The sequence below is a fragment of the Caballeronia sp. LZ028 genome, assembly GCF_031451415.1.
Taxonomy (GTDB): Bacteria; Pseudomonadota; Gammaproteobacteria; order Burkholderiales; family Burkholderiaceae; genus Caballeronia; species Caballeronia zhejiangensis.
This window is the reverse complement of sequence record NZ_JARUXN010000015.1, coordinates 18,648-44,362: the sequence shown is the minus strand read 5'-3', so window position 1 is coordinate 44,362 and position 25,715 is coordinate 18,648. Positions and strand designations below refer to the sequence as shown.

The 25,715-nt window shown below is 62.2% G+C and carries 25 protein-coding genes and 2 pseudogenes; 18 read left to right on the top strand and 9 right to left on the bottom strand.

The features are described from left to right. The first annotated feature begins 1 nt into the window (after position 1). Positions 2-658: a 2-dehydro-3-deoxy-6-phosphogalactonate aldolase gene (locus QCE58_RS32325; protein ID WP_309780992.1), complete on the top strand. Its 657-nt coding sequence runs from the start codon at positions 2-4 to the stop codon at positions 656-658. On the opposite strand, the gene QCE58_RS32320 is transcribed toward QCE58_RS32325, so the two are convergent. The 6 genes from QCE58_RS32320 to QCE58_RS32295 all read right to left on the bottom strand — a co-directional run bounded on the left by QCE58_RS32320 (position 655) and on the right by QCE58_RS32295 (position 8,313). Continuing rightward, positions 655-1,383, bottom strand: coding sequence for a GntR family transcriptional regulator (locus QCE58_RS32320; protein ID WP_309780989.1), 729 nt, complete (start codon positions 1,381-1,383; stop codon positions 655-657). The two genes, QCE58_RS32325 and QCE58_RS32320, sit on opposite strands and share 4 nt — an antisense overlap. 140 nt (positions 1,384-1,523) lie before the next feature. Continuing rightward, a complete protein-coding gene (locus QCE58_RS32315) occupies positions 1,524-2,513 on the bottom strand; it encodes an ABC transporter permease (protein ID WP_250518734.1) in 990 nt (329 codons plus the stop codon). 17 nt (positions 2,514-2,530) lie between these two features. Continuing rightward, positions 2,531-4,093 carry a sugar ABC transporter ATP-binding protein gene (locus tag QCE58_RS32310; protein ID WP_309780988.1) on the bottom strand — a complete coding sequence of 521 codons (1,563 nt, stop codon included), beginning with the start codon at positions 4,091-4,093 and terminating at the stop codon, positions 2,531-2,533. After that, positions 4,083-5,042, bottom strand: coding sequence for a substrate-binding domain-containing protein (locus QCE58_RS32305; protein ID WP_250518735.1), 960 nt, complete (start codon positions 5,040-5,042; stop codon positions 4,083-4,085). The genes QCE58_RS32310 and QCE58_RS32305 overlap by 11 nt, the downstream gene beginning before the upstream one ends. Positions 5,043-5,294: 252 nt before the next feature. Beyond that, positions 5,295-6,794 carry an MmgE/PrpD family protein gene (locus QCE58_RS32300; RefSeq protein WP_250518736.1) on the bottom strand — a complete coding sequence of 500 codons (1,500 nt, stop codon included), beginning with the start codon at positions 6,792-6,794 and terminating at the stop codon, positions 5,295-5,297. Positions 6,795-6,825: 31 nt separating this feature from the next. Continuing rightward, a complete protein-coding gene (locus QCE58_RS32295) occupies positions 6,826-8,313 on the bottom strand; it encodes an MmgE/PrpD family protein (protein ID WP_309780985.1) in 1,488 nt (495 codons plus the stop codon). A 141-nt stretch (positions 8,314-8,454) separates the two neighbouring features. Here QCE58_RS32295 and QCE58_RS32290 point away from each other — a divergent pair, with 141 nt between their 5' ends. From QCE58_RS32290 to QCE58_RS32275, 4 genes are all read left to right on the top strand, one after another. Then, on the top strand, positions 8,455-9,117 hold the full coding sequence (locus QCE58_RS32290; RefSeq protein ID WP_309780984.1) for a GntR family transcriptional regulator: 663 nt from the start codon (positions 8,455-8,457) through the stop codon (positions 9,115-9,117). Between the two features lie 270 nt (positions 9,118-9,387). After that, positions 9,388-10,002, top strand: coding sequence for a class I SAM-dependent methyltransferase (locus QCE58_RS32285; RefSeq protein ID WP_309780982.1), 615 nt, complete (start codon positions 9,388-9,390; stop codon positions 10,000-10,002). A 430-nt stretch (positions 10,003-10,432) separates the two neighbouring features. Next, a complete protein-coding gene (locus QCE58_RS32280; RefSeq protein WP_309780980.1) occupies positions 10,433-11,164 on the top strand; it encodes an ABC transporter substrate-binding protein in 732 nt (243 codons plus the stop codon). A gap of 20 nt (positions 11,165-11,184) precedes the next feature. Further along, positions 11,185-12,117 carry a LysR family transcriptional regulator gene (locus QCE58_RS32275; protein WP_250518740.1) on the top strand — a complete coding sequence of 311 codons (933 nt, stop codon included), beginning with the start codon at positions 11,185-11,187 and terminating at the stop codon, positions 12,115-12,117. A 6-nt stretch (positions 12,118-12,123) separates the two neighbouring features. On the opposite strand, the gene QCE58_RS32270 is transcribed toward QCE58_RS32275, so the two are convergent. Together QCE58_RS32270 and QCE58_RS32265 are read right to left on the bottom strand one after the other, a co-directional pair. Next, positions 12,124-13,809 carry a thiamine pyrophosphate-binding protein gene (locus tag QCE58_RS32270; protein WP_309780977.1) on the bottom strand — a complete coding sequence of 562 codons (1,686 nt, stop codon included), beginning with the start codon at positions 13,807-13,809 and terminating at the stop codon, positions 12,124-12,126. Continuing rightward, positions 13,802-15,043, bottom strand: a pseudogene (locus QCE58_RS32265) (MFS transporter). The gene QCE58_RS32270 and the pseudogene QCE58_RS32265 overlap by 8 nt, the downstream one beginning before the upstream one ends. A gap of 989 nt (positions 15,044-16,032) precedes the next feature. On the opposite strand from QCE58_RS32265, the gene QCE58_RS32260 reads away from it, so the two are divergent. The 13 genes and pseudogenes from QCE58_RS32260 to QCE58_RS32210 all read left to right on the top strand — a co-directional run bounded on the left by QCE58_RS32260 (position 16,033) and on the right by QCE58_RS32210 (position 24,732). Continuing rightward, positions 16,033-16,473, top strand: coding sequence for an antitoxin Xre/MbcA/ParS toxin-binding domain-containing protein (locus QCE58_RS32260; protein ID WP_250518743.1), 441 nt, complete (start codon positions 16,033-16,035; stop codon positions 16,471-16,473). Further along, positions 16,470-16,949 (top strand): RES family NAD+ phosphorylase, encoded by a 480-nt coding sequence (locus tag QCE58_RS32255; protein WP_250518744.1) that lies wholly within the window; start codon positions 16,470-16,472, stop codon positions 16,947-16,949. The genes QCE58_RS32260 and QCE58_RS32255 overlap by 4 nt, the downstream gene beginning before the upstream one ends. Positions 16,950-17,114: 165 nt before the next feature. Continuing rightward, a pseudogene (locus tag QCE58_RS34195) lies at positions 17,115-17,411 on the top strand (ProQ/FINO family protein); the annotation flags it as partial. A gap of 20 nt (positions 17,412-17,431) precedes the next feature. Then, a complete protein-coding gene (locus QCE58_RS34190) occupies positions 17,432-17,608 on the top strand; it encodes a ProQ/FINO family protein (protein WP_409014197.1) in 177 nt (58 codons plus the stop codon). Between the two features lie 158 nt (positions 17,609-17,766). Then, on the top strand, positions 17,767-18,036 hold the full coding sequence (locus QCE58_RS32245; protein WP_250518745.1) for a type II toxin-antitoxin system ParD family antitoxin: 270 nt from the start codon (positions 17,767-17,769) through the stop codon (positions 18,034-18,036). Beyond that, the gene (locus tag QCE58_RS34185; protein WP_409014196.1) at positions 18,033-18,401 is read left to right on the top strand and encodes a type II toxin-antitoxin system RelE/ParE family toxin; all 369 of its coding nucleotides are present in this window, start codon (positions 18,033-18,035) and stop codon (positions 18,399-18,401) included. Before QCE58_RS32245 ends, QCE58_RS34185 begins: the two co-directional genes overlap by 4 nt. Continuing rightward, the gene (locus QCE58_RS32240) at positions 18,287-18,742 is read left to right on the top strand and encodes an aminotransferase class I/II-fold pyridoxal phosphate-dependent enzyme (RefSeq protein WP_350029615.1); all 456 of its coding nucleotides are present in this window, start codon (positions 18,287-18,289) and stop codon (positions 18,740-18,742) included. The genes QCE58_RS34185 and QCE58_RS32240 overlap by 115 nt, the downstream gene beginning before the upstream one ends. Before the next feature lie 144 nt (positions 18,743-18,886). After that, positions 18,887-20,254: an MFS transporter gene (locus QCE58_RS32235; RefSeq protein WP_309780967.1), complete on the top strand. Its 1,368-nt coding sequence runs from the start codon at positions 18,887-18,889 to the stop codon at positions 20,252-20,254. A gap of 54 nt (positions 20,255-20,308) precedes the next feature. Further along, positions 20,309-21,316: a zinc-binding dehydrogenase gene (locus QCE58_RS32230; RefSeq protein WP_250518747.1), complete on the top strand. Its 1,008-nt coding sequence runs from the start codon at positions 20,309-20,311 to the stop codon at positions 21,314-21,316. Positions 21,317-21,341: 25 nt separating this feature from the next. After that, on the top strand, positions 21,342-22,106 hold the full coding sequence (locus tag QCE58_RS32225; protein WP_250518748.1) for an SDR family NAD(P)-dependent oxidoreductase: 765 nt from the start codon (positions 21,342-21,344) through the stop codon (positions 22,104-22,106). Between the two features lie 43 nt (positions 22,107-22,149). Continuing rightward, positions 22,150-22,683, top strand: coding sequence for a 2,4'-dihydroxyacetophenone dioxygenase family protein (locus QCE58_RS32220; RefSeq protein ID WP_250518749.1), 534 nt, complete (start codon positions 22,150-22,152; stop codon positions 22,681-22,683). A 35-nt stretch (positions 22,684-22,718) separates the two neighbouring features. Next, positions 22,719-23,891: a CaiB/BaiF CoA-transferase family protein gene (locus QCE58_RS32215; protein WP_250518750.1), complete on the top strand. Its 1,173-nt coding sequence runs from the start codon at positions 22,719-22,721 to the stop codon at positions 23,889-23,891. Between the two features lie 16 nt (positions 23,892-23,907). Continuing rightward, complete coding sequence (locus QCE58_RS32210; protein WP_250518751.1) at positions 23,908-24,732, top strand: CoA ester lyase; 825 nt, start codon at positions 23,908-23,910, stop codon at positions 24,730-24,732. Here the strand turns inward: QCE58_RS32210 and QCE58_RS32205 are convergent. Then, positions 24,716-25,648 (bottom strand): LysR substrate-binding domain-containing protein, encoded by a 933-nt coding sequence (locus QCE58_RS32205; RefSeq protein ID WP_250518752.1) that lies wholly within the window; start codon positions 25,646-25,648, stop codon positions 24,716-24,718. The genes QCE58_RS32210 and QCE58_RS32205 overlap by 17 nt on opposite strands. Positions 25,649-25,715: the final 67 nt, after the last annotated feature.

Here is a 25,715-nt window from a genome sequence, read left to right as displayed (position 1 = left end):
CATGCAAGCACCGACGAACCATCGCTCTCGCGAGACGACGCGCGCCCGGCTAACCGGATCGCTCGAAACCTGTCCGCTCATCGCGATACTGCGCGGTATAGAAGCGCGCGAAGCAGCCGCGCATGGGAGGGTGCTGTACGAGGCGGGCTTTCGTGTCATCGAAGTACCGCTCAACTCGCCGCGTCCGCTGGACAGCATCCGCGCGATTCGCGACGCGTTGCCCGCCGATGCGATCATCGGAGCCGGAACCGTCTTGCGTGCGGCGGACGTGCGTGACGTCGAAGAAGCGGGCGGCCAGTTGATCGTCATGCCGCACAGCGATCCCGTGATCATCGCGGCGGCGCGCGAGCGCGGCATGATGACAGCGCCCGGCGTCGCTACGCCGGCAGAAGCGTTCGCGGCGCTGAAGAATGGTGCAGACGTGCTCAAGCTGTTTCCGTTCGAGCAATTGGGCGCGAGCGTACTGAAGGCGTGGCGCAGCGTGATGCCCCGCGAAACCGCGCTGATTCCCGTGGGTGGCGTGCAGCCCGTGGACATTGCCTGGCTGCGCGCAACGGGCGCGAGCGGCTTCGGACTCGGATCCGGCTTGTACAAGCCAGGCCAGGGCGTCGATGTGACGAAGTCCAATGCGCTGGCTTATATGACTGCAACAAGCTAGTTGCTCCGCGACACAAACGAGCCGCGCTGACGGCCGTGCGTGATTTCCGAACGGGGTTGCGGTCCGGCTTGTATCGAATCAACGATACGCGTAAAGCTTTGCCGCGTCCGATCGATATGCGTATTGATGAGCGCGAGGATGCGGTCGATATCGTTCTCGCGCGCGGCTTCCGCAATCTGCCGATGTTCATCAAAACTGAGATCCGTGTGCATCGGCCTGACTGCGAGATGTGTTCTCAGTGCGGCGATCTTTCCGCTGTGAAGGGCGTACGTGCTCGCCATCAACTGATTACCGCAAAAATCGAAGAAGCACTGATGGAATGCGGTGTCGCATTCAAGGTAGACGCGTGTTTTACCTTTCGCGCGCGCCGCGGTCATCTTCTGCACGATCTCGTCGAGCTTGTCGGCAAAGCCTTCGCAGTCACGCTGCATGGCACGCGTCACGGCCGTGCATTCGAGCGCCTGACGAAGCTCGCATAATTCGCGCACTTCGTCCTCGCTGGGCAGAAATACAGTCGCGCCGCGCTGCGGCAGCACTTTTACGAGGCCTTCCATCCGCAACAGCGACAAGGCCTCGCGCACGGGCGTCTTCGATACGTGTAGGATCTCCGCCAGAATCCGCTCGGACAAAGGCTGACCGAGTTCATAATCGCCGCTGACGATGGCCGCGCGCAATTTGGCGGCGACGGTTTCCGTAAGCGATGTACCGCGTTCGATGGGCTCCATGATGCGTCCGGGTTAATGCAGAGTGCGGAGAAATGATACGCGAGAACCGTCACGGAGAAGGACTTCGAAGGGTCGTGCCGCCGGTCCTGCGAATACGCAAGCGGCATTGCTCGCTCGCGGTTCGCAAGGCTGCGGGAAAATCAACGTCGGCGGTTATCGGTCACCTGACTGAGCATGACCGCGCCGACGATCAATGCACCGCGCACGACATATTGCCAGTACTCGGACACGTTCATCAGCGTCATGCCATTGCCGATCACGCCGAGAAACAATACGCCGATGAAGGTACCCCAGATGCGTCCCTTGCCGCCGAAAAGACTGGTCCCGCCGATGATGGTCGCGGCGATCACGTCGAGCTCCATGCCCGTCGCTGTCGTACCCGTTCCTGAGCCGATCTGCGACGCGATCAGGATACCGCTCAGCGCGGACAGGCCGCCTGTCAGCACCAGCGTCGCGGTCTTGACCCAAGATACCTTGATGCCCGACAGGCGGGCCGCCTCCGCATTGCCGCCGACTGCATACACCGCGCGGCCGAAGGTCGTATAGCTCATGACAAAATGCATGATCAGCACGACCGCGACGAACACGAAGGCCGGGAAGGGCAAGCCGAATAGCGAACCGTTGCCGATGAAATCGAACCATCCCGGAAACGTGGCGAGCGGGTAGCCGCCGGTGATCAGATTCGCGGCGCCGCGCAATGCGGCGAACAGGCCGAGCGTCGTGATAAAGGTCGGAACATTGAAGCTTGCTTTCATCATCCCGCTGAACGCCCCGCACGCCATGCCGGCCGCGATGGCGGCGCAGGAGCCGAGAATGACCGCGGCGACGCTGCCCACCATCGGCGTGCAGGCGCCGACGACCCACGCGAGGATGCAACCTGCCAGCGCCATGCCCGATCCCACCGACAAGTCGATCTCGGCGCAGATGATGACGGCGGTCATCCCGCACGCGACGATACCGAGCATCGAGATCGCGCGCATGACATTGAGCAGATTGGAGAAGGTCGAAAACCCGGGCGCGCAGAACGCCAGCATGACGGCAACCACTATCAGCACGATTTCCAGCATGTAGCGATAAAACACGGTTTCACCCGTTCCGCCCGCCTTGACAGCCGAAGTGGTATTCGACATTGCACTTCCTTTGGCGCTCATTGCACGCCCTCCATCATGATTTGATAAAGATCGTCGAGAGCGATCGTTTGCGGGTTGACCTCGGCCACGAATCGTCCGCGATGCATGATCAAGATGCGGTCGCAGACTTCGAGCAATTCCTCCGGCTCGCTCGACACGACGATGGCGCTCATGCCATGCAACGCCTTCTCGCGGATGATCCCAAAAATCTGCTCTTTCGCCTGTATGTCGATGCCGCGGCTCGGTTCATCGAAGAACATCACGCGTGGATTGGTGTTGAACCAGTTACCCAGAACCACCTTTTGTTGGTTTCCACCGGACATCGACGATACGGGCAATTGAGGGCGCGGCGCCTTGATCGCCAGGTCGGCAATCTGCTGGCGCACCGGCCCGGCTTCCATCTGCTGATTGATGAACGAACGGCGCGACATTCGGCTCAGGCCCGCCAGGCACAAATTGGTATGAATCGAGTGCATCTGAACGAGGCCATGTTCCTTGCGGTTCTCGGGCGTATAGCCCAGGCCCAGCTTCTTCATTCGTGCCGGCGATGGTGCCTGCACCGCTTTACCGTCCATTTCGATGGTGCCGCTGTCCAGCGGGTCCGCGCCGAAGATCGAGCGCAGCAACTCGGTGCGTCCCGCGCCGAGCATGCCGGAGATGCCGAGCACCTCGCCGCGCCGCAAGTCGAAGCTGATGTCTTCGAAGACGCCGTTTCGTTGCAGGTTCTTCACGGACAGCGCAGGTTGTCCCGCCGGCAACTCACGCGGCTGGACGCGAGCCGGCACATGATGTTCGCCGAACATCGCTCGCACCACTTCTCTCGGACTGGTCTGCGCAATGGGCACCGAGTTGATGTGATCGCCATCGCGCAGCACGGTGCAGGTGTCGGCGATGTCGAAGATTTCATTCATGCGATGCGTGATGTAGAGCATCGTCACACCGTGCGAGCGAAGCAGGCGCACCAGGGCGAATAGCCGGTCTACCTCGCGATGACTGAGCGCCGATGTCGGCTCGTCCAGCAACAGCACCGAAGGCGAAGTCGCATACGCCTTGACGATTTCCACCATCTGCTGCTGACCGACCGGGAGCTTCGATACCGGATCTTCCGGCGAGATGTCGAGGCCGGTCGCCGCGAGCATGCGTTCAGCGTCGCTTCGCAACTGCTTCCAGTCGACGCCCGGCCTTAGGCCTTTGCGCACGACGGGCAGACGACCGAGGAAGATGTTCTCCGCCACCGAAAGCGTCGGAACCAGCGACAGTTCCTGATGCACCATCCGGATACCGACCGAGAACGCGTCGGCAGGGTGGTGGAAATCGCACGCTGCGTCGTTGAGCAGCAACTGACCGCCGTCCGCGCGAATCGAGCCGCCCAAGATCTTCAGGAGCGTCGACTTTCCCGAGCCGTTTTTGCCCATCAGCGCATGGATCTGTCCCGACTCGAATGTATGTGTGAATGGTCTTAGCGCGACGATGGATCCGAAACTGCGCGACAAGCCACGCGCTTCGATGCGTGCGAACGTCTTGCGCGCTGTCTCGGTCTCGTCGTTCGAGCGGGCCGCAACGGGCGTTTCAGTTGACATTCTTCAGGCTCGATGCGTAAGCGGCGAGAGTCTTCGGATCATCGCGGCTCAGCGGCACGGCAGGCACTTCGACGACTTTGTCGACCGGTTGGCCTTTCACGGCCTTCAAGGCAGCTTTAACAGCTTCACGACCAATCAGCTTGGGTTGGGCCGCAGTGGTGGCGATGAGGACATCGTCGTTATCTTGCAAGAACTTGGTCAATTGCTCGGAGCCGTCGGTGCCAAACACGAAGACCTTGCCCTGCTTGTTCATGCGCCGCACTGCCTGCACCGCGCCCACGGTTCCGCCTTCGTTTGCCGCATAGATGACGTTGATATTCGGATTGGCCGTCAGCATGTCGCTGACCACCGTGACTGCTTTCTCGGCGAGCCACGCATCCTGCTCTGCTGCGATCTTGAGCGTGCTGCCCTTGCGCGCCTCGGTCAGAAAGCCTTGCGTGCGCGCGGTGCTCAGCTCGGGCAACTGAGCCTTGAAGCCGATGAGACCGACCGTGGCATTGCCGCCGAGCTTTTCCTTGATGAAGCGCGCAGCGGCCTTGCCGGTGCCGCCGCCCATGATGGCGCCAGAAGAGCCGACACGCGCGGCCGGGAAATCGGCCTTGATGTCCGTCGTCCAGGTGACGACCTGTATGCCTTTGTCGTGTGCGCGCTTAAGTGCGGGAATCGACGCCTGATCGCTCAGCGGCGCAATGACGATCGCTTTGACGCCTCGCGAAATGTAAGTATCGATGAGGCTTGCTTCCTTCTCGGCCTTATTGTCGGAGTTGCCATCCAGCAATGTCACGTTTTCGGCTTTTGCCTCCTCACTCATGCCCCGCGCAACGCTTCGCATGAACATGTCCTGCTGAAACACGATGCCGGCGATGGCGACAGTGTCTGCCGCGCGCGCCAGACCTCCGCTTGAGAAAGCGATAGAGGCCGCAAGGACCGTCAGGATGCGTTTGTTCATGGTTCTCCTTTGGTGGTGTCGTCTCGTCATTGGCGGCTTGCCAGATCGCCCGGCGCCGGATGCAAGTTCGAGTGTGCAAGCTTCTACCCGGCGCCTTGGCTGGTCATTGATCGAGATGTGGTGTGTGCCATCTGGTATGCCAGTCATTCTATGAATATGTAGCCAGGCGGGCATTGGTACTTTCACCTAAGAAGAAGACGGTAAGCCAGGATGCGGAATCCATGCTTCCCGTCTCGCCACACGATTGTTGAATCAGCTTTGACGCCGAACCGCTGCGGTCGCAATTTCCGCCGCATTGCCTAGTTGCGCGACTCGCCAACACTTCTGGATCAGCGCTTGCGTCTGATCGGACGGAAGAATTCCTTCCGCGAGATCGCGGAATTTCTTCTCCAACTGTTCATCGGTCATGGGCACTTCGGTGCTGCCAATCGCGTGTTCAATGAACTTGTGTAGCTTGCGTCCGTCCTTGAGTGTGATGGTCATGTCGACCTGTTCCGGCTTGATCGACGGATCGACCGTCGTGTTGACCTTTTCGCGCAGCGCCACTGTTTGCGGATCGCGCACCTTGGCGTCGCTGAACTGCTTTTCGCCCGCCGCGCCGTCGATGATCGCGATAGCCACCGCGTGATAGATGCTGAACTTGCCTTCGAGTCCGATCTGCGGCGTTTTCTTGCCCGTCAGTTCGATGACGAGCGGATGCACGCGCAAGTCGATGCGTTCGATCTGATCGGCGCTCAGATGGTTCTGGTCGCGAAGTTGGATAGCCGCATCGAGCGCCGGATGAATCACGATGCCGCATGCAAAGGGCTTGTACGTGTTGAGTGTCGATTCCCAGCGCGTGCCGAGACCATCGGTAATCTCACGGTAGTCCTGCTTCGTGCTGATGGTGTTGGCCCATCCGCGCTTCGCTTCGATCATTCCGTCTGAACTCGTGTAGTCCTGATTCGCGAGGATCGCGGCGAACATGCCGTTCGCGGCCGCCCGTCCCGGATTGAAACTCTTGTTCATCGAGCCAAACGACTCGCGCAAACCCACCGGCTGCGATGCCGCCAGTCCGAGTGCCCAGACCGTTTGCTGCACGCTCAGATGCATGAGCTTGGCCATGGCGGCTGCCGAGCCGAATACGCCGCATGTCCCTGTGATGTGCCAACCGACGTCGTAATGGTTCGGGTACACGGCATTGCCGATACGCAGTTCCGTTTCGACGCCGAGCACCAGCGCATTGAGGAAGTCGGCGCCCGAGACCGGGCGATACTGTGAGTACGCGAGGATGGCGGAAACGACCGGTCCGGCCGGGTGAATGATCGTCTTCAGATGGGTATCGTCGTAATCGAAGATGTGACTGCTGACGCCGTTGATGAACGCCGCGTTCACGATGTCGAAGCGCTCGGTCCGACCCAGCAGATTCGCCTGTGGCGGGCCCGAGAACGGCGTCAGCGCGCTTACCGCGCGATTGACCGTTTCATCGTGCGAGCCGCCGACCGCGACGCCCACCCAGTTCATGAGCGTACGCACGCCTTCCCGCCGTACGTTCGCAGGCAAATCTTGATAACTCGTCTTCTGGATGAATTCGGCAAGGATGCGGGTGACTTTCGGTGGACGCGGGTCGGCTTTGCCCGCAGGCGCGGACGCCGCAGAGGACGCGGCTGACGTATCGTTGCCTTGCGCGAACGCACCGGTTCCCGCGGTCGCCGATGCGAGCGCCCCCACGGCGCCTGTCTTGAGAAAATTGCGCCGGTCGATTGCGGCCATGTGTTCGTCTCCTCCGGTTTTTAAATGGGTGTCACGCGGTGATGAGCGGCCGCAGCTCGCGTACGTCGGCAAGCGTTTCCAGCCTTCCGATCTTTTCGATGAGCGCGCGGGTTCGGGCGGCGCCGAGCACCGGCGACATCAAATCGCTGGCTTTCGCGGCAACCGCCTCGCTCGACAGAGGATTCTCTTTCGTGCCGGGCGGAAAGCGCGTGAGATGGTCGACGGTGCGACCATCGGTCAGCATGACTTCGACCTTCGCGCCGCGCGGCGCGTCGGGATCGTGCAGAGCCGGGTCGGGCTGCACGGTGACCTTCGCTCGTTCGCGGAGAATGGCCGGATCGTGCATCAGTGCAACGTCGTGGCTATCACGAAAGGAGACAGCGCCTTTGACGAGCGCGAGCGCCACGAGGTGTTGGCAGTTCACATCGGGCATGGCGCTATCGCCGACAATGCCCTCCGCATCCGGCGGAATGCGCACGGTGATGCTGCGCACATTTTCCGGCGTGAGTCCGTACTGCCGGCGCAACGCAAGCAGAGCGTCCAGTGGCGACTGGATCGGATAGCCGACCGAGAAAGTCTTGATTGCCGTCTCGGTCACATAGAAACGCGTGCCGAGTCCGTCCAGCATCGCTTCCGGCGACGGCTTCGTGGAGAGTGCGATGAACAGATTGTGCGTCCCGTCGAGCACGTCGCGAACGCCGGTCATTCCGGATTCCACCATGCTCACCGCCATGACGCCGTTGCGCGCGCCCATGCCGGCAAAATCGAACGCCTTTTCGATGTGGTCCTTGTCCTTCACCCAACTCCACAAGCCCGACACCTGCTGCGCGGCATAGGAGATCGCGTATCGCATGCCGGTCTCATCGAGGCTTGCGAGAGCCGCTGCCGCACCCAGCGCGCCAAAAGTCGATGCCGTGCCTTCCGCGCTACGATGTGAACCGCGCACCAGGTCCGGCCCGAGCGCCATCAGCAGACGGCACGCGAGGTCGTAGCCGAGCGCGACTGCGCGGATCATTGCGGCACCGCTTTGTGAATGATGTTCTCCCATGGCCCAGGCGGACGGCACGACCGCGCTGCCGGGATGCGCCTTGGTGACCGGCTCGAAGTCGTCGGTTTCGTCGGAATGGGCGCACATCGCATTAGCTAGCGCGGCATTGACAACATTCGTCCGGATGCGTGTGCCGATGACAATTGCCTGCGGTGGGCCACCGAGTTCACGGACGTACTTTGCGGCGAGCAAGCCGGGGCGCATGCGCGAGCCGGATACCATTGCCCCGAAGGTGTCGAGGATGCGATGCTTGCAGGCGAGCACGACGGGAGCGGGCAAAGGCATCGTGCGTGCCTGAACCATGTAGTGTGCAAGGCGCGCGGTGATGTGAGCGTCGGCGTCATGGGCTTCGGTCTCGCTAGCGGGTCCGCCAGCGCTCCATGCGACGCGCGTGCCACTCAGTGACAGCGCGGCGAGCGCGCCTGCCGATTGCAAAAGCCGGCGCCGCCGGAGCAATGGATGCGTGGACATGAGAAGACGTCTCCTGAACTCCAACTGTCGACAGTTAGATTGATCTTATGGTGAAGCTAAGCGTAAAGTGTTCGTATTGCCCTGCTTTTTTTACCATACTACGCATGGGCGATCCTGATGAATAGTACACGTGTCGACACTATGGCTGCCGAGCGCACCGATGAATTGTCTCGGGTCGAGGAAATCATTGACTGGGTGGCACGCGGCATCATCGAGGGCAGGCTGGCGCCGGGTAGCGACTTGAACTCGGTCGAACTTGCGAGGCACTTCGATGTGAGCCGCACACCGGTACGGGAGGCGCTGTTCGTCCTGAGCAGGGAGGGGCTGGTCGATTGGATGCCTCGTAAGCGGCCGAGAGTGTCCAAAATCAGGCTCGAGGATGTGCGCGAGCTTTATCAGCTGCGCGCAATTCTCTACGCGCAAATCTCTTGCACGATCGTCGAGCGTGCTACCGCGCAGGAGATCGCACGTTTATGGGACGCCCATCGCCGCCTGGCGGAGGCCGCAGTGCGAGGTGACGTCGATGCCTACTTTTGGGCTAACGTCATATTCCGAGACGAGGAACTGCGCGTGTGCGGCAATGGTATTTTTAAGGAAGTGCTCGATTCCATGCGGCTGCGCATCAATCGGCTTCGCCGGCTCAGCACATCGCTGCCGGGACGCCTGCAACGATCCTGCGCGGATCATCATCGATTGTGCGAGGCCTATGAGGAGCGCGATAGCATGTTGGCCGCCGCGCTGAATCGTTCAATTGTGATCGGCGCGCTACAGGCGATCGAGCAGGCCTGGCCGAACGATACGTGAGGCATTGACATCAGATGGCCTCACATTGCTCAAGGCTATCGCGGACTTCGCGCATCATCGATCGCAATCCCCGCCTGGACGGCATGTGCCGTCCCACACGACGTAAGCGTTAGTAATGGTGAAGCGGAAGACGCCATGGAACGGGCGAGCATGCCAGGTGTCACTCAAACATCAGGCTGCGAGTGCTGACGAAGGTTACTCGATTGCACGCGATGTGCGATAGGTATCTCGTGAATTATATAACCAACATGTAAGACTTCGAGGATGCGGATGGACCAACTATTGGTGGACGTTTTTGAAGAATATGATGTGTTGCTCGCGGAGGAGCGGAGGAAGCGAGAGAGCGGCGAACTGATGGCGAGTCGAGGCGAGCGAGACGAACGAATCCTTGCGGTCGGCCCGCAAACCGGTCAACTGATCAATCTCCTTGCCGGCAGCCTTCATAAACCTACGATCATCGAAATCGGAACGTCGTACGGCTATTCGACCATGTGGCTTGCCGACGCGGCGCGCTCGAGTGGTGGCAAAGTCATCACGATGGAGATCGCCGACTACAAATCGGCATTTGCGCAGCGAATGGCTGAAAAAGCCGACCTCGCTCAATTCGTCGATTTTCGGGTAGGCAACGCGCTACAGATCCTGGAGGAGCTAGATCGGAGTATCGACTTTGTGCTCCTTGATCTGTGGAAGGAACTGTACGTTGCTTGTCTAGAGAGGTTCGCTCCTAAACTGGAAACAGGGGCAATTGTCGTGGCTGACAACATAACGCCTAACCGTGAGCACGCCGCGAACTACTGCCAAGCAATCCGCGCGATTCCCGGTATGTCCAGCTTCTCCGTCTCTGTAGGTCAAGGATTAGAACTCAGTCGGTATAGGGCCTTTTGAGCGAGTCTTTCCATTACTTTTTCTTACTTTTGATGCGTAGCAACGCGGATTTGACAGCGATGGCCTTCAGATGTGTGCCTGAGACGAGTGCTATCTTCGCGTTTCATTCATTCCACTAAAAATTGACTATGAAAACGGTTTTGTTAGGTTTGTTCGCTTGCATTGCAACGGTTGCTTCTTTTTCTGCTGCTGCGGCACCCCATCATCACTCGGTCTGCCAAAAGGTGAAGGTGCATGGTCACTGGCACAAGCGTTGTCGTTAAAGCGTGACAATTGCAGCCGCCACAAACTAGGCTTCAATAACGCTGGGCTGCGGAAGGGTCTAGACATCGGACGGAACCTGCGAGAACATCTTACCGAGAAGGCGATGCGCTTAATTGTTTGCACATTCGGCATGGCGCTTGCGATCGCCGCCGGCAACTCCAAAGCTGTGGAACCATCCATTATCAAGGTTTTCGCGCCTACCGGCACGCTGCGGGCATCGATCAATCTCGGCAATCCGGTGCTCGCGAATATCGATTCCCAAACCGGCAAACCTGTCGGCGTCTCGGTCGATCTGGCGAATGAACTTGCTTCGCGCCTTCATGTGCCGCTGGAACTCGTCGTCGTGAAAGGCGCGGCGGCGTCGGTCGAGAATGTCGTGCAGCATCATGCCGATGTCGGTTTCTTCGCCGTCGATCCCAAGCGCGGGCAGGATATCGCCTTCACGAAGCCGTATGTGCTGATCGAAGGCTTCTACCTCGTGCACGACCATTCGCCCATTCGCAGCAACGAAGATGTCGACAAGGCCGGCGTGAAAGTGGCGGTCGGCCAGGGCAGCGCCTACGACTTGTTCCTCACGCGCGAACTGCATCAGGCGACGATCGTGCGCATGCCGACCTCGGCCGCGGTCGTGCCGGCCTTTCTGGACGAGCATCTGGACGTCGCGGCAGGCGTGAAGCAGCAGCTTCAGAAGTACACGGCGAACATGAAGGACGTGCGTCTGCTGGACCAGCGCTTCATGGTCATCCGTCAGGCAATGGGCGCGCCCAAATCTTATGGCGATGCCGCCGCGTCTTACCTCGCGAGTTTCGTCGAAGAGATGAGAAGCTCCGGCTTCGTCGATGCCTCGTTGAAGCGCCATCGCATCGAAGGCGCAACGGTCGCGAAGGAAGGCGATTGAGCAGCGCTTAGAATCGCTGCATGAACTCAGACGACCTCGATCTTTTTGCCCGCGTGTCGCGCGCCGGCAGCATCTCGCGCGCCGCGCTCGACGCGGGCGCCGACCAATCCACGGTGAGCCGCCGCATTGCCACGCTCGAAGCCGAACTCGGCGTGCGCCTGTTTCGCCGCAGCGGACGCGGCGTTGCGCTGACCGAGCGCGGCGAGCAATTGCTGGCGTATGCGCTCGACATGCAACGCATGCTCGACGAAGCGGGCCGCACGCTGCGCGGCACGTCCGCGCTCGGGCCGACGCGATTGAGTATCGCAGCGCAGCCTACCATCGCGCGGATCATGTTCGGCCCGCTCGCGCAGGCGCTGGAAGCGCAGTTTCCCGCGACGAAAGTGCGTTTCGTCGAAGGGCTCGCGAGCCACTTGCTCGGCTCGCTGAAAGACGGCGAGGTGGATGTCGCGTTGTTGTACGTGCCGGAGCATCGCGGCACGCTTCAGTTCGATTCGTTGCTCACCGAGAACGTCTGTCTCGTCATGCCGAACGATTATCCGGTGGATGGCGCGCGTTTCGACGTGCGCAATCTCGGCAACGTGCCGCTGATTCTGCCGAGCACGCACCACGGCTTGCGGCTGCTGGTAGAAACGCTCGCGGCAAAGCACGGCTTTACGCCGCATATCGCGCTGGAATGCGATGGCTCCATTTCGTTGACCAAGCGCCTTGTGCTCGCGCATCGCGGCTGCACGGTTTTGCCTTCGGCGGCGGTGGTCGAAGAAGTCGCAGCGGGGCGGGTGAAGTGTCTGCGGCTGGAGAATCCGCCGGTGACGCGCGATGTCGGCATGTTCTGGCCGCAGCATCGCGCGGGCGTGGATGGCGCGTTCGCGGTGTCGCGCACCATCCGTCAATGCGCGGAAGCGCTGGTGCGCAACGGCGACTGGCCTGGCACGGAACTCGCACCGGGCTGATCCTGCTTAAACCTTCGTCAGGCGGTTGGCAGGCGTGATCTGCAGCGGATCGGTCTTCAGTTCGATCAGCGCAGCGACGCCCGCCTTGCGCGCGCGTTCGAACGCTGCCGGAAAATCTTCCGTGCGCTCAACCCGTTCCGCATGCGCGCCGAACGACTTCGCCATCGCGATGAAATCAGGATTGGCCAGCCGCGTGGCGGATACGCGGTCCGGATATTCGCGTTCCTGATGCATGCGGATCGTGCCCAGCATGCTGTTATTCGCGACGATGACCACGAGCGGCGCGCCGAACTGCATGGCAGTTGCAAGCTCCTGCGGATACATCATGAAGCAGCCGTCGCCCGCAAAGCACACGACATCGCGCGTCGGGTCCAGCAATTTTGCCGCGATCGCAGCGGGGAGGCCGTAGCCCATCGCGCCGTTAGTCGGTGCAAGCTCCGTCGCCATCTGCCGGTAACGATAGAAGCGATGCACCCACACCGTGTAGTTGCCCGCGCCGTTCGTGATGACGGCATTGTCGGGCAGCACATAGTCGAGGTGCGAGACGACGCTTGCCAGATCGACGCCATCGAGTTTCGGCGACGCGGCGGGCGGCGTCGAATGCGCGACATAGTCGGCGCGGGCGTCGGCGGTCCACGCGTGCCACGGACGTTGCGCTGGCGATGCATCGCGCTTGTTCATCTCGTCAAGCGCCGATGCGAATGCACGCATGCCCGAATTGATCGGCAGGCGCGCCTGATACACGCGCCCGAGTTCTTCCAGATCGGGGTGGACGTGAACCATCGTCTGACGCCGCGTAGGCACGTCGAACAGCGTGTAGCCTTGCGACACCGTTTCTGCGAGCCGCGAGCCGATCACGAGCAGCAAGTCGGCATGGCGTACGCGGTCCGCGAGCTTCGGCGAGAGGCCAAGACCAACCTGGCCGACATAGTGTTCATCGCGGTTGTCGAACAGGTCCTGACGACGGAAAGAGGCCGCCACCGGCAAGTCGTTCTTCAAGACAAAGCGTGCGAACGCGGCGATTGCATCGCTGTCCCAGCCGGTGCCGCCGACGATGACCAGCGGCTTCTGCGCTTCGTTCAGGAGCGTCTGCAATTCATCCATCGCCGCGGGCGTCGGCTCGGCCTGCACGATGCGCACGGGAGAGGCATCGGCGACCTCGCCCGAGTCGAACAGCACGTCTTCCGGCAGGCTGATGACCACCGGCCCCGGCCGTCCCGACATGGCAATGCTGAACGCCTTCGACACGATCTCCGGAATGCGTTCGAGGCTGTCGATCTCGGTCACCCATTTGGCGATGCCGCCGAACATCTGCCGGTAATCGACTTCCTGAAACGCGCCGCGCCCAATGAAACTCTGCTCGACCTGACCGATGAACAGAATCATCGGCGTGGAGTCTTCGCTCGCGGTATGCACGCCGTTGGCCGCGTGTGTCGCGCCGGGGCCGCGCGTGACGAAGCAGATGCCGGGACGGCCGGTGAGCTTGCCGTAGGCATCGGCCATATTCGAGGCCGCGCCTTCATGACGCGTCACGATCGTGCGAATGCCGTGCGCGTCGTGAAGCGCGTCGAGGACGGCGAGATAACTTTCGCCGGGCACGCAGTACACGGTATCGACGGCGTTACGGGCGAGGGCATCGACGAGAATCTGGCCGCCGTTCCGTGCGTTGGGGTTTTGATTGTGCTCAGACATGGACTTCAAGCTCCTTATTGCGGGTTTCCGGCAGGAAGATCGCGACGATGAAAACAAGCATGTAAGCGAGCGCCGCCCAGATACCGATCGACGGCGCGAGTCCGAGCGAGGTGCTCGTGATGCCGACCGCAGCCGGCACCAGCGCACCGATGCCGCGCCCGAAGTTGTACGAGAATCCGCCTGCCGTGCCGCGAATCTGCGCGGGGAAGAGTTCTGTGAAGCACGCGCCCATGCCGGACACAATGCCCGACTGGAACAGCCCGAGCGGAAAGCCGAGCACGAGCAGTTCAGCCGATGTCAGATGGAGCCGCGTATAAGCCAGCACGGTGAGTGTGGCGCCCGCTGCCGACAACGCGAAGGTCTTGCGGCGGCCGAGGCCATCGCTCAGATAGGCCATGCCGATATAACCGACGAACGAGCCGACGATATTCACGCCGAGAAACACCGACGTCATGCTGACCGTCAGCCCTTGCGACTAGCGCAGATAGGTGACGAGCCACGTGAGGATGGTGTAGTTGCCGCCGAGCGCGCCTGCGGCCATCAGTGACGCGAGTGCAGTGAGGCGGAACACGCCGGGCGAAAAGATCAGCGCGAAAGTGCCGACAAAGTCGCGCTTTCCATTCAAAGCCGATGCCGCTTCGAAGGCTTCGGATTCGTCGACATTGCGGCGCATCCACAGCACGAGCAGGCCGGGCAGGATGCCGACGAGGAACAGCACCCGCCACGCGGTGGCTTCGGGCAGCACGGAATATAGGGCCCAGTACAGCAACGCCGCGATGGCATAGCCGACCGGCCAGCCGCTCTGCACGGAACCCACGGCGCGGCCGCGAATGCGCTTGTCGACCACTTCGCCGATGAGGATTGCGCCCGCCGCCCACTCGCCGCCGAAGCCGATACCTTGCAGGCTGCGCGTGATGAGAAGCTGATGAAAGCCGTTGGTAAAGGCGGACAGTCCGGTGAACAGCGAGAACCACAGAATGGCGAGCTTGAGCACCTTCACGCGACCGATGCGGTCCGCGAGCACGCCTGCAACCACGCCTCCGAGCGCCGACGCCACCAGCGCCGACGTGCCGATGATGCCCGCCTGCGGCTTGCTCATACCCCACACGGTCAGGAGCGTCGGGATGACGAACGCGAAAAACTGTACGTCCATCGCATCAAGAACCCAGCCGAGAAAGCACGCCCAGAACGTGCGCTTATGGGCGGGCCGCATGCTGCTATACCACGATTGCATCCGTATCTCCTGTCTGTGATGGCCGTCGATCGCGTTACGTGCCTTTTGTTGTGTCGCACAGTATGAGAGTTTGGGTGACGGCGCTTATGGCGCTGCGTGCATAGCAGGTTTGCAAGAAACCACCGAACCGGTACTACATGCGAACGGCTTGTCGGTGGTGCGATGCTTGAGCGCTCTCAGCCGCTTGTGCCGTAGCTGTCTAGTTGTGCAGTGTTGCTCGGATCGTTGCTTCCCATTGCCGCTACGGTTCATTCCACGCAAGCTGAGCATTCAAAAACCTATTTAAATCATTTGACACAATGGGTATGATCATTCGAGGTCCGAATCATATCCTCCGGACGCGATCGGGGTGCTAGTGGTCTTCCGAGAGATGGTTAAGCAAGTTGGAGAAGAAAGGGACGTCTTAGATTTTCCCTTAGCAACAGCTTCGTCGGTGTGGCGCGTAGGCCGTTTGGCCTAGGGGATAGTTCAGAGCGTGCGGACTGTACTGAGGCGAGCGGGGAGCGCCGCGCGCCCCCTTTGACCCAATCAATGAGTGAGGGCGGGTCCTCCTCGAATTGAACTTTTTGTCGCGCCTTGCATTGCAGATCAGCAAATCCTAGCAAGAAGCTCGAGACCGCAACGATGCCCAGCACGGCCAGCGGATTTTCGCCGGTCTGATCTCGACCGCATCGACCGTGCGGCCCGCGAGCTTCTGGGTGGTCCCGGCTACTTGCCCGACCCGATCTTTGATTGGCTCATCGCGTCGCCGGCACCGCTGCCAATGGCCTCCTGTACCTTGCCTGTCGCGTCTTTCAACATTCCTCTCGCCTCAGTCGTGTCCATTTCCAGTCTCCGGAAAGTTGTGAGCTCAGCGAGGTCTGCCACGCAACCGCCATCCCTACGAGTCGCACGCGACTTGGGGTAAACACGTTCTGCCCCGGCGAACCGCATCAGCGGCCGAAGCTGCCAATTTGGTGTAAAATAGGCGCCAAATGGCAGGAGGCGCTATGGCCGTCATCGGCAAAATTTCGGCAGATTCGTTGTTGGGCGGACGCTCGGTCTTGCGCCGTGCACCTCGGTCGGGCCTCGAATGGGTGGATATCGTCCGTCACGGCATCTCCTCCCAGGCGCTCGACTCAATGCTCAAATCCATCGCGATTTCGCAGTCAGAACTGGCGCAGGCGCTCGATATTCCCGAGCGGACCTTGGCGCGGCGCAAGCGCGAAGGCGTCTTCAGCCGCGAGGAGTCGGCCAAGTTGCTACGACTCGCGCGTGTCGCGGCGCGCGCGGCGGAAGTATTCGAAGATCTCGATCTGGCGATCGCGTGGCTCAAGGCACCGGCAGCGGCACTAGGCGATGCAACTCCGCTCAGTCTTCTCGATACGGACATTGGTGCCGATAGCGTGATGGATACTCTCGGGCGCATCGAGCATGGTGTGTTTGCATGACCTTGATGGCGTGGCGGGTAGTGACAGAGCGGTATGCTGATAGCGCCTTTTCCGGCGAAGGTGCGCGCCTCTTTGGGGGGCGGTGGAACCCGAAAGGGGTGGCGCTCGTATATACAGCACAGACACAATCGCTTGCGCTCCTCGAGATGCTCGTGCAGGACTCACCGCTGCGTGCCCGGTACGTGATGATTCCGGCGCGAATTCCTGAGACCCTGATCGAGCGCGTCGATGCTGCGATTCTGCCGACCGACTGGCGAGAGCTCAGTGCACGGACCGTGTTGCAACAGATTGGCGCTATGTGGGCGCAGAGCCGAACGAGCGCGGTGCTTGCGGTGCCGAGCGCGGTCGTCCCTGCCGAAACTAACTACCTGCTCAATCCCAGTCATCCAGACTTCGCCCAAATCGCGGTTGGGGCGCGTGATGAATGGGAGACTGACCCGCGGTTGTTGCGGCGCGCCGCTCGAAACGACTCATGACAACGCGTCGTCGCCACGCAACCGGCATTTTCATTTTCGCAAACGGGCTTGAGCTAGAGTTGCGGCCGCGCTCGGCACCGCCGCCTGGGAAGACCGCCACGGGCGCTGAACCGCGATGTTTGAAGGCGACCGGCAAAATCTGGTGACTGATTTCAGGCATGCACCATGGGATTCGAACAGCTCGTTGCGCTTAAGGCGCAGCTGAATCAGGGCGCGAAGGGCAAAGAGGTGGCTTCACGCTCGACGTCACAGCCAGTGGACGTCGCACGGGAAATCAAGCAGCCACCGAAGCCTCGGCGCACGTCTGCCGACGCAGCCGCGCGCGCGGTCACTACGTTGCAACGACATTTCCCGCAGGCGTTTCCGCGCAGTCCGACACCAAAGGTCTCGCTCAAGGTCGGGATTCTTAAGGACGTGCTTGAGAAAGCGGCGTCGCTTGGACTCAGCGAACGAGATGCTCGAAACGGCGTGAAGCTCGTGTCGTGGCCAACGCTATTGGACCTTGTCTCGTCGAAGGCGCTGTGCGCGTGGACCTTGCTGGCGCAGTCGCTGGTGCAGTCACCGCTGCCAAAGCAGAGCACGGGGCAAGTCAGGAAAAGACTCGGCTCGCACGCAGGCGGGAGCAGATTGCGAAGAAGCGAGTTGGTCGGCCGCGTTGATCGGCAAGACGGTCGCAAGTCAATTTGACATCAATCTATTTGTCCCCGTTTTTTGGACGGGCCACGAGAGATTGAGCGGGCGGGGTTCGCCAGGCAGGGCATTGTTGCAGGCGAGGGCGGACGCGAGTAGGATTAAATCCTACTGAACGGAGGCTGCTATGAGAACGACGCAGCAGATGAGCATCACTTTACCCAACGAGATGGCCGAGTTCGTCCGCACAAAAGTGGCAAGCGGCGACTACGCGTCTGATAGCGAAGTGCTCAGAGACGCGCTTCGGGCGCTGCGCGAGCGTGACCGTGCCGTCGAGGCGTGGTTGCAAAACGAAGTCGTTCCTGCAGCGCAAGCGCTTCGGGACGATCCAAGCCGTGCGCTTTCAGCCGATCAGGTCCGTGCTGAGCTGAAAAAATCTCGCACGCGCCTCGAATGAATTGGCACGTCCAATTTGCGCCCGAAGCGCTCGATCAGCTGCGGAGACCTGAGAAGCGAATCGCCAACGCTGGCAGTCCGATCACGGCAGAACGGTACGTTGATTCGATCGTCGATTTCTGCATGCAGCTTCAGACATTCCCGGCACGGGGTGTCGCACGCGATGATTTGCTGCTCGGACTTCGCGTCACTCATTTCCGGAAGCGAGTCATCATCAGCGCACGATTTACCTCGGCACGTTCTCGAAGTCGATCTCGGCGGCGCTGCGGGTCGGCTTCGTGGCGGCGAGCCGCGAACGGGTGGAAGAACTCGCGGACATCAAGATGCTGGTGCATACCACAGGCGCGGAATACAGCGAGCGCGTGATCGACGCGATCCTTCACGAAGGCCACTTTCCGCAGCGCGTTGCGCGTCTGCAGGAGCGCGTGCGCCACGCCACGCGCCGCGGGCTGCGCATTCTCGACGATGTGGGCGCCGAGGTCTTCTGCCGCCCGGAACAGAGCCTGTACCTGTGGGCGCGCTTTCCTCACGTCGACGATTCGAGGGTGTTTACGCAGCATTGTCTCGCGCATGGCGTGGTGCTCGCACCCGGCGCGATTTTCTCGGTGGACCGGCAGACGGCGAACCCGTGGACCCGGCTCAACGTCGCGTATCTGGACGACCCCGCGTTCCGCCGGTGCCTGGAGACCGAGTCCAGGGGGCGCTGACCGTAATAGGCTGAAGCAATAGCGGGTATGGAAATTCGTCTTTCCTCGGCGGGCGCACGCGCGTTTAGTATTCAGCCAGCCGGTCAGGAAGAAGACATTACAAGCATTCAAAACCCATTCTCAAGACGTTTGAGGAGACACCCCATGAGTAAAAAAATAATCGACGTCGAGCAGTTTCTCGACGAGCACCGCTTTTCCCCTTTCCAATGGACGATCCTCGTCCTGTGCTTCCTGATCGTGTCCATCGACGGACTCGATACGGCTGCGATGGGTTATATCGCGCCGTCGCTGATTGCGGAGTGGCATGTCTCGAAGGCCGCGCTCGCGCCGGTCATGAGCGCGGCGCTGCTCGGCCTCGCGTTCGGCGCGCTGACCGCGGGGCCGCTCGCGGACCGCTTCGGGCGCAAGAAGGTCATCGTCATTTCCGCGTTGCTGTTCGGCCTGATGACACTGGCGAGCGCGGCGGCATGGTCGCCGTGGTCATTGACGCTGTTCCGCTTCATCACCGGTCTCGGGCTCGGCGCCGCGTTGCCGAACACCGTCACGCTGATGAGCGAATACGTGCCGCACCGCCGCCGTTCGCTGCTGTCCACGCTGATGTTCTGCGGCCTGTCCATCGGCTCGGCTTCGGCGGGATTCATCGCGTCCGCAGTGATTCCTTCGCACGGCTGGCGCAGCCTGTTGATCATCGGCGGCGTGCTGCCCCTGATCTGCGTGGTGTTCCTGGCCTTCATCCTGCCTGAATCGGTGCGCTTCATGGTGGTGCGGAATGCGCCGGCGGAACGGATCGCACGCATTCTCCGGCGCATTTCCGCGCAGACCGATTTCACCGATGCGCGCTTCGTGCTGCCGGAAAGCGTGAATCCGCAGAACGGATCGTCGTCGCCGGTGCTCGCGCTGTTCCAGAACAACAATGGTCTCGGCACCGTCATGCTGTGGCTGACCTACTTCATGGGGCTGATCATCGTCTACACGGTGACCGGCTGGATGCCGACGATGATGAAGGACGCAGGCGTGCCGGTTGCACAGGCGGCCATCGTCACGGGCATGTTCCTGACCGGCAGCACGGTGGGCAACATCATCATGGGCTGGCTGATGGACCGCATGAGCGGCTACGTGGTGATCGCGGCGGCGTATGCGGCTTCGGCGCTGTGCCTCGTCGCGATCGCGCTGCATCCGCTCAACGACGTGCCGATGCAGGAAGCGCTGGTCTTCCTGGCGGGCTTCGCGATGGGCAGCCAGGTCCAGACCGTGATCCTCGCGACGCAGTTCTACCGCACGCAATACCGTGCGACCGGCGTGAGCTGGGTACTGGGCATCGGCCGCTTCGGCGGTGTGTTCGGCGCGTCGATGGGCGGCATCCTGATGTCGCGGGGCTGGGAATCGCACGAGATCTTCCTGGCGCTCGCCGTGCCCGCCGCCATCGCTGCTTCGGCCATCGGCATCAAGGGGCTGTACTACACGTTCCGCCCGAATGCGCTGCCCGCGGCGAGCACGGAATCGCTCGGCTGAACCGGGCCTGACGTTCCCCACCATCGCAAGACCACGATAAAAGAGACGAGACGCATGAAAGCTTACGTTACCGAAAAGGCCCGCCAGCTCACGCTGACCGAAGTGGACGAGCCGCAGGCCGGACCGGGCCAGGTGCTCCTCGAAGTGCGCGCGGTCGGCATCTGCGGATCGGACCATCACATCTACCTCGGCCACCATCCGTACGCGAAGCTGCCGATGGTGCAGGGTCACGAATTCTGCGCGCGGATCCTCGCATACGGAGCCGATTGCAAGCAGGCTCATCCCGTGGGCAGCCAGGTCGTGATCGAACCGCTGCTCCGCTGCGGCACCTGTTACGCCTGCCGGCAAGGGCGCTACAACTGCTGCGAAAGCCTCGCGATCTTCGGCGTGCATCGGCCGGGCGCGTTCCAGCAGCGCGTGGTCGTGCCGGAGTATCTGATGCATGCGAGCGGCGACGTCGCGCCGCAGGTCGCCACGTTCGCGGAGCCGCTGTCCATCGCGGTGCAGGCGGTCAGGCGCGGACGCATCACGGCGGACGACATCGTGCTGATCCTCGGCGCGGGACCGATCGGCCTCGCGACAGTGCTGGCGTGCAAGGACATCGGCGCGCGCGTGGTGATTTCGGACGTGATGGCATCGCGCCTGAACAAAGCTGCGGCGCTGGGCGCGGACCACGTGTTCAACCCGGAGCGCGACGACCCGCAATCGATCCGCGAATGGTCGGGCGGCGGCGTGACGGCGGTCATCGACGCGGTCGCCGTCGAGCCGGCGATCAAGCTCGGCATCGACGTGCTGCGCGCGGCCGGGCGCTACGTGCTGGTGGGCATGTCGGGCAAGAACCTCCCGATCCCGATCAGCAGCGTGGTGGCGAAGGAGATCGACATCATCGGCTCGCGCAACAGTTCGAACGTGTTCGCGGACGCCGTCGCGCTGTTGCAGCGTAACGTCGCCAAGGTGGAGCAGATCATCTCCATCTCGCAAGGGCTCGATACCTTGCCCGCCATGATGGACTATTCGATCGACCATCCGCAGGAGGTCGAGAAGATGGTGGTGGTGTTGTGAGCCGCGCCGGCACGAGGACAGGATCATGAACTTCAACGAACGCAACGTGCTGGTGACCGGCGGCGGACGCGGCATCGGACTGGGGATCGTGCGCGCGTTTCTCGAAAGCGGCGCGAACGTGGTCTTCGTCGACTACGACGAGCAGCTCGGCCGCGAAGCCGAAAGCCGCTTGCGCCAGGAGCATGCGCGCGTGCATTTCGTGGCGGCGGATGTCGGCCGCTTCGAGTCGTGCCAGGCCGCCTACGAATGCGCGGCGTCGCTGATCGGTCCCATCGACACGCTCGTCAACAACGCGGGCATTTCACCGAAGACGAATGGGCGCGGCGTGGCCGTCGACGAGATGGATGTCGACGAATGGCGGCGCGTGGTGGACGTCAATCTCAACGGTATTTTCTATTTCGCGAAGCTGGCCGTGCCGGCGATGAAGCGCGCGCGCTTCGGCCGCATCGTGTCGATGTCGTCGGTTGCGGGCAAGGCCTATCTCGACGTCTGCGCGGTGCATTACGCCGCGACCAAGGCGGCCGTGATCGGCCTCACGCGCCAGCTCGCCGGCGAACTCGGGCCGTTCGGCATCAACGTGAACGCGATTGCGCCGGGACGCATCGACACGGAGATGGTGGCGGTGGCGGGCGCGGCGACCAACGCCGCGTATGTGGCGCAGACGCCGCTGCAACGGCTCGGCACGACGCGCGAAGTGGCGTCGCTGTCCCTGTATCTCGCGTCGAAGGAAGAAGCAGGATTCGTCACCGGCCAGGTCGTGGATGTGGCCGGCGGCTGGTTGATGACATGACACGCAACAACATAAGGGTCCCACGAACATGAACGATCGAGCCATGAACCGCAACAACGGCCTGCCGGAACCGGCGGCCTTCAAGTATCCGCGCGAATTCCACGATGCGCAGGGGCTGGTGCTGCCCGCCGCCATCTCCGGCGCCGAAGACGACGACCATCTGTGGGTGCCGCAATCGGAAGGCGTCAGCTTCAAGCCCATCATGCTGCACGCCACGCAGGGCTATTTCATCAACCTGCTGCGCGTGCGGCGCTCGGGCGTGCTGTCCGTGCACCATCACACGGGGCCGGTGCATGCGTTCCCGATCAAGGGCCGCTGGTACTACCTCGAACACGACTGGGTCGCGGAGGCGGGCGGCTATGCCTTCGAGCCGCCGGGCGAGATCCACACGCTGTTCGTGCCGGAAGACGTGAAGGAAATGATCACGCTGTTCCACGCGACCGGCGGCTATGTCTATCTCGACGAGAAGGGCAAGGCGATCGGCTATGAAGACGTCTTCACCAAGATCGAGAGCTGCCGCGCGCATTACGAGCGCATCGGGCTGGGCGCGGACTACGTCAACCGGTTCGTCCGCTGAACGCGCATCGACACACAACACTACAGGAGCCAAGCATGCGGCCGCTCGACGGAATCAAGGTTGTCGCCCTGGAGCACGCGATCGCCGCGCCGTTCTGCACACGGCAGCTCGCCGATCTGGGCGCGCGCGTCATCAAGATCGAGCGGCCCGATGTCGGCGACTTCGCGCGCGGTTATGACAAGCGCGCGCGGGGCATGTCGTCGCACTTCGTGTGGACGAACCGCTCGAAGGAGAGCTTCGCGCTGGATCTGAAGAGCGCCGATGCCGATGCCATCCTGCACGCGCTGCTCGCCGATACCGACGTGCTCGTGCAGAATCTCGCGCCGGGCGCGGCGGACCGGCTGGGCCTGAGCTACGAGGCGTTGCGCGAGCGCTATCCGCGCATGATCGTCTGCAACATCAGCGGCTACGGGCCGGACGGTCCGTATCGCGACAAGAAGGCGTACGACCTGCTGATCCAGAGCGAGGCGGGCTTCCTGTCCGTCACCGGTTCCGGCGACGAGGTCGCGAAGGCGGGCTGTTCGGTTGCGGACATCGCGGCAGGCATGTATGCGTTCACCAACGTGCTGGCGGCGCTGCTGCGGCGGCAGAAGACAGGCGAGGGCTGCCGCATCGACGTCTCGATGCTCGAAAGCATGGCGGAGTGGATGAGCTTCCCGCTCTACTACGCGATGGACGAACAGAGCCCGCCGCCGCGCTCGGGCGCTTCGCACGCGACCATCTTTCCGTACGGACCGTTCGATGCGGGCGACGGCAGCACCGTCATGCTGGGCCTGCAGAACGAGCGCGAATGGGATGTCTTCTGCCGTCAGGTGCTGCAACAGCCGGAACTGACCACCGACCCGCGCTTCGACGCCAATCACAAGCGCGTGACGCACAAGGGCGAATTGCGCGCGATCATCACCGCGACGATGTCCGCGATGACCGGCGCGGAGATCATCGCGCGCCTGGATGCGGCGGGCATTGCGAACGCCAACGTCAACGACATGCATGGCGTATGGCAGCACCCGCAGCTCGAAGCGCGCAAGCGCTGGACGACGGTGGACAGCCCGGCGGGCAAGATGCCGGCGATGTACCCGCCCGGCGTGCCGGACGCCTTCATGCCGCGCATGGACCCGATTCCCGCGCTCGGCGAGCATACGGAGGCGATCCTGAAGGAACTGGGTTTCGCGCGCTCGGAGAACGAAGACTATGCAACGAATGCGTGACGGCCGTGACACGTCCATGAGCGAACGCAGCTACCTGTTCGTCCCCGGCAACCGGCCCGAGCGTTTCGACAAGGCCTGCGCAAGCGGCGCGGACGCCGTCATTCTCGACTTCGAGGATGCGGTCGCGCCTGCGGAGAAGGCAGCGGCGCGCGAGGCGGTCGGCGCGTGGCTTGAGCAGGGCGGCCGCGCGTATGTGCGCATCAACGCGATGGACACGCCGTACTACGCCGACGACATCGCCTGTCTCGCCGCGCAAGGCGGGCTGAAGGGCGTCGTCGTTTCGAAGGCGGCGGAGGGCGCACAGCTGCATGCACTGGCCGCGCGTCTGCCGGAGGGCGCGGTGCTGCTGCCGCTCATCGAGAGCGCCGCCGGATTCGCGGCGTTGCGCGAGATCGCGCGTGCGCCGCGCGTGGCGCGCCTGCTGTTCGGCATGCTCGACTTTCAGGTGGACACCGGCATGCGCGGCGCGGGCAAGGAACTGCTGTTCTTCCGTTCGATGCTGACGTTCGAATCCGTGCTGGCGGGACTGGATGCGCCGGTGGACGGCGTGACCGAGACCCTCGACGATACAGACCGCATCCACGATGAAACGCTGTACGCGCGCAATCTCGGCTTCGGCGCGAAGCTGTGCATCCATCCACGGCAGATTGCGTCCGTGCACGCGGCGTTCGACGCCACCGCGGAAGAGCGGGCGTGGGCACAGCGGGTGATCGACGCACTCGCGGCGAGCGGCGGCGCGGCCACGACCGTCGATGGAAAGATGGTCGATGCGCCCGTCCTGCGCAAGGCCGAACGCATCCTTGCCGTGCCGGCCAACAAAGGTTCTAAGCCCGCAACGTAATTCCCTGCCACACGCCGCTTTCCTGCAACTCGCGGATCAACTCTATCATCGTGTTGCGCACGGCTTGCGTGGCGGCGATCATCGGCACGGCCTTGGACCAGCAGAGGCTCGCGGCGCGCGTCATCCGGGGCGCCTCGATGCGTGCGATGCGCGGTTGCTTCTGGAACTGACGGCGCGCCAGCGCCGACGCGGGCAGCACCGTGCAGGCCATGCCGGACTCGGCGATTTCGAGCATGGTCGGCAGGGAGTCGATGTCGGCCACGATGTTCAGATCAACGTCCGCCTGAAAGAAGGTCCGCTCGATCAGCAGCCGCAGCCCGTTCGCGCGGCCCGGCGCGACCATGGGCATGTTTGCGAGCAACGCAAGCGAACAGGTGTCGGCCTCTTCGGGCAGGCCCTCGATGGTGCCGCCCACCACGTACAAATCCTCGTCGAAAAGCGGATGCACCGAGACGCCGAGGCTTTCGGTATCGCGGAACAGGATGGCGAGGTCGAGCCGGCCGTTGGCGAGCAGTTCGGTGATGTAGCCACTCATGCTCTCGAAGATCTGCAGGCGGATGCCGGGATAGGTGCGGGCAATGCTGTTGAACAGCGGCGTGGCGAGCACGGAGGCGATGGTGGTGGGAAAGCCGATGGCAACGGTCCCCGATTCGCTGCCGCCGCCCGATCTGACGCGCTGTGGAATCTCGTCCATGCGCCGCAGGACGTCGCGTGCGAGCTGATACAACGCCTTGCCGGCCTCGGTAGCGGTGACGCCTTGTGGGCTGCGGATCAGGAGCGGTTCCGCCAGTTCAGTTTCCAGTGTGACCATCATCTGGCTGAGTGACGGCTGAGCGACGAACAAGCGCTCGGCGGCCTTCGACATGCTGCCTGAATCGATGATGGCGACGAAGTACTTCAGTTGGCGAACATCCATCTATTTGGAGTGACAGGTGATGGGAAGGTAGCAGTATCCTGCCTCAAGCGTTGGGCTTTGGCTATCC

What these genes read in the sequence shown, in the direction of transcription:
- QCE58_RS32315 (WP_250518734.1), bottom strand. Translation starts at nt 2,513, where the DNA reads ATGTCGAATACCACTTCGGCTGTCAAGGCGGGCGGAACGGGTGAAACC.
- QCE58_RS32320 (WP_309780989.1), bottom strand. Translation starts at nt 1,383, where the DNA reads ATGGAGCCCATCGAACGCGGTACATCGCTTACGGAAACCGTCGCCGCC.
- QCE58_RS32290 (WP_309780984.1), top strand. Translation starts at nt 8,455, where the DNA reads ATGGCTGCCGAGCGCACCGATGAATTGTCTCGGGTCGAGGAAATCATT.
- QCE58_RS32220 (WP_250518749.1), top strand. Translation starts at nt 22,150, where the DNA reads ATGAACCGCAACAACGGCCTGCCGGAACCGGCGGCCTTCAAGTATCCG.
- QCE58_RS32215 (WP_250518750.1), top strand. Translation starts at nt 22,719, where the DNA reads ATGCGGCCGCTCGACGGAATCAAGGTTGTCGCCCTGGAGCACGCGATC.
- QCE58_RS32225 (WP_250518748.1), top strand. Translation starts at nt 21,342, where the DNA reads ATGAACTTCAACGAACGCAACGTGCTGGTGACCGGCGGCGGACGCGGC.
- QCE58_RS32295 (WP_309780985.1), bottom strand. Translation starts at nt 8,313, where the DNA reads ATGTCCACGCATCCATTGCTCCGGCGGCGCCGGCTTTTGCAATCGGCA.
- QCE58_RS32300 (WP_250518736.1), bottom strand. Translation starts at nt 6,794, where the DNA reads ATGGCCGCAATCGACCGGCGCAATTTTCTCAAGACAGGCGCCGTGGGG.
- QCE58_RS32310 (WP_309780988.1), bottom strand. Translation starts at nt 4,093, where the DNA reads ATGTCAACTGAAACGCCCGTTGCGGCCCGCTCGAACGACGAGACCGAG.
- QCE58_RS32245 (WP_250518745.1), top strand. Translation starts at nt 17,767, where the DNA reads ATGAGAACGACGCAGCAGATGAGCATCACTTTACCCAACGAGATGGCC.
- QCE58_RS32285 (WP_309780982.1), top strand. Translation starts at nt 9,388, where the DNA reads ATGGACCAACTATTGGTGGACGTTTTTGAAGAATATGATGTGTTGCTC.
- QCE58_RS32270 (WP_309780977.1), bottom strand. Translation starts at nt 13,809, where the DNA reads ATGTCTGAGCACAATCAAAACCCCAACGCACGGAACGGCGGCCAGATT.
- QCE58_RS32255 (WP_250518744.1), top strand. Translation starts at nt 16,470, where the DNA reads ATGACCTTGATGGCGTGGCGGGTAGTGACAGAGCGGTATGCTGATAGC.
- QCE58_RS32260 (WP_250518743.1), top strand. Translation starts at nt 16,033, where the DNA reads ATGGCCGTCATCGGCAAAATTTCGGCAGATTCGTTGTTGGGCGGACGC.
- QCE58_RS32235 (WP_309780967.1), top strand. Translation starts at nt 18,887, where the DNA reads ATGAGTAAAAAAATAATCGACGTCGAGCAGTTTCTCGACGAGCACCGC.
- QCE58_RS32325 (WP_309780992.1), top strand. Translation starts at nt 2, where the DNA reads ATGCAAGCACCGACGAACCATCGCTCTCGCGAGACGACGCGCGCCCGG.
- QCE58_RS32205 (WP_250518752.1), bottom strand. Translation starts at nt 25,648, where the DNA reads ATGGATGTTCGCCAACTGAAGTACTTCGTCGCCATCATCGATTCAGGC.
- QCE58_RS32210 (WP_250518751.1), top strand. Translation starts at nt 23,908, where the DNA reads ATGAGCGAACGCAGCTACCTGTTCGTCCCCGGCAACCGGCCCGAGCGT.
- QCE58_RS32230 (WP_250518747.1), top strand. Translation starts at nt 20,309, where the DNA reads ATGAAAGCTTACGTTACCGAAAAGGCCCGCCAGCTCACGCTGACCGAA.
- QCE58_RS32275 (WP_250518740.1), top strand. Translation starts at nt 11,185, where the DNA reads ATGAACTCAGACGACCTCGATCTTTTTGCCCGCGTGTCGCGCGCCGGC.
- QCE58_RS34185 (WP_409014196.1), top strand. Translation starts at nt 18,033, where the DNA reads ATGAATTGGCACGTCCAATTTGCGCCCGAAGCGCTCGATCAGCTGCGG.
- QCE58_RS32305 (WP_250518735.1), bottom strand. Translation starts at nt 5,042, where the DNA reads ATGAACAAACGCATCCTGACGGTCCTTGCGGCCTCTATCGCTTTCTCA.